Origin of the sequence: Bhargavaea massiliensis (assembly GCF_050480245.1) — a bacterium.
GTDB lineage: Bacteria > Bacillota > Bacilli > Bacillales > Anoxybacillaceae > Anoxybacillus.
Window position 1 is genome coordinate 1 of the sequence record NZ_JBCNEQ010000069.1, and the last position, 2,105, is coordinate 2,105.

Here is a 2,105-nt window from a genome sequence, read left to right on the forward strand (position 1 = left end):
TGTCAAGGCCGATTATTTTTTCCCCAAAATCGCCGGTTTAAAATTCCCCAGAAGGACCTCATTGATCCTTCTGTTTTTCTTGTTGGAGCCTTTTTTCCCGCAATCGATAGCTTTCCCCCTTTAGGTTGAAAATAATAGAATGATGCAGTAATCGATCTAACATCGCTGTCGCCAAAACCGAGTCTCCCACGATTTCTCCCCATTCCCCAAAGCTTTTGTTGGAGGTGAGGATAATCGGGGCATGTTCGTACCGACGGGCGATGACCTGAAATAAGTAATGAGCGCTGTTCGGGTCCAGTTTTAGATACCCCATTTCATCAATAATGAGAACGGTTGGCTTCACAAAGACACGAAGCTTTTTCTCCAACTTTCCTTCCTGGTCGGCTTTTCTTAACTGAGTGACCAAATCATGGGCGGTAATAAAATACGTTTTATACCCTCTTGCGATCGCCTCCATTCCAATCGAAATAGCCAGATGCGTCTTTCCAATCCCCGGCGGACCGAGAAAAAGAATATTCTCCTTTCGATCAATAAACGATAAGGTAAGCAGCTCTCGAATCCGACGCTCATCCACGGAAGGAAGTGCGTTAAAATCAAACGTATCGATCGTCTTGCGATATGGCAGTTTGGACAGCTTGATGAGCGTTTGGATCGATCGTTCCTGTTTTTCGACGATTTCTGCCTCTAATAAGCGGAATAAAAACTCCGAATATGGTATATTATGAGTAGCTGCGTATTCTGCCATGGCGGACCATCGTTCCGCCATGACAGGCAAATGGAGTCGGTGGCAATACTCGTGTATTCGTTCTTTCATGAGCTTTCCCCTCGCAGGAATGCGTCATAAACGGACAATGGACGAGTATCCACTTCCACCGAAACAGGCGAAACGGTGGCGGCCATTTCCGCCTGTTTCTTTTTTATTTTTTCGGCGAATGAAATCACTTTTTTCTGTTGGTCCACGTGAGAAATCTCCTCCCCTCGAAAGTACAATCGAATATCTCCATTTAATCGCTCCTTCACCAGAATTTCTTTGCCCGCATACTCCGCCGATAAGAGCCATTGTTCCCCTTTGTAGGAGAAACTGCCATCCCAATGCACCTTCCGATAGGAAAGATAGCTCGTATCGTAATCTTTCAACGGAAGAGGCTTGAGTGACTCCTCGGCCCAACGCTCTTGCGGAGGAATGCCGGTAGTGGCGTTTGGCTTCCGATTCGCCACTTGATCGAGCCAACGATGGAGAAGGAAATTTAATTCCTCGATGCTTTCAAACGCTGTCCCCATATAGAAGTGATCCATGATATACTGAATGGCTCGTTCGACTTTTCCCTTTGTCTGGGCCCGGTAAGGCCGGCATACTTTTGGAATAAATCCATAGTAACTCGCAAATTCGGAAAATCGTTGATTCCATTTCACTACTCCTTGTTCTCGCCCGTCTGTAACGGTCTTCATATTGTCAAATAACACCTTCTTCGGAACCCCGCCAAAGTACTTGAAGCTCTGAATCAGGCATTCCATTAAGTGTTCCTGATCCTGGCTGGTCGTAAATACCGCGTATTTCATCCGCGAATAGCCTAACGTGGCCACAAATAGCGATAACTTGACTTTTTTCCCTTCGATCACGACCTCCCCAACTTCTTTCCAATCGACTTGCATTTGTTCGCCAGGAAGCGTTTCATAACGAACGGTGTATTTCTTTTTCGCCGTCTCTCGGAAAGGTTTCATATAGTCTTTTAAAATCGTCTTTCCTCCCGTATAGCCCTGTTGTCGAATTTCAAAAAACAACTTTTCGCTATTAAACACCCCATCTTCTAACATTCGTTTTTGAAGATACGGCTTAAATGGATCTAACTTGCTTTTTCTTTGTTTTCGCTTGGATTTGGAAGGAGGATTGGGGGAGTGAATATATTTTCGGACGGTTTTCCGATCGATCCCCAATTCCCTCGCAATATCAGAAATACTCATTCCCCTTTCATACATCTCTTTGATCATAAAAAATTCCCCTCTCGTAATCATGAACCATAGCTCCTCTCATTGACACTATGGTTCTATTGTAAGTGGGGAATTTTATTCCGGCTATATTGGGGATTTTATCATCGGCTTTAACA

2 protein-coding genes are annotated in these 2,105 nt (G+C 44.6%); both read right to left on the reverse strand.

From position 1 onward, the window contains the following. Window positions 1-58 precede the first annotated feature (58 nt). Window positions 59-814, reverse strand: a complete 756-nt coding sequence (istB, locus tag ABEV15_RS12615; RefSeq protein ID WP_047818381.1) for an IS21-like element IS5376 family helper ATPase IstB — start codon at window positions 812-814, stop codon at window positions 59-61. Further along, on the reverse strand, window positions 811-2,013 hold the full coding sequence (gene istA / locus ABEV15_RS12620; protein WP_498853414.1) for an IS21-like element IS5376 family transposase: 1,203 nt from the start codon (window positions 2,011-2,013) through the stop codon (window positions 811-813). The genes istB and istA overlap by 4 nt, the downstream gene beginning before the upstream one ends. Window positions 2,014-2,105: the final 92 nt, after the last annotated feature.

Bases quoted from the DNA above. Each gene is read 5' to 3' on its own strand.
- istA (WP_498853414.1), bottom strand. From the start codon at position 2,013: ATGATTACGAGAGGGGAATTTTTTATGATCAAAGAGATGTATGAAAGG.
- istB (WP_047818381.1), bottom strand. From the start codon at position 814: ATGAAAGAACGAATACACGAGTATTGCCACCGACTCCATTTGCCTGTC.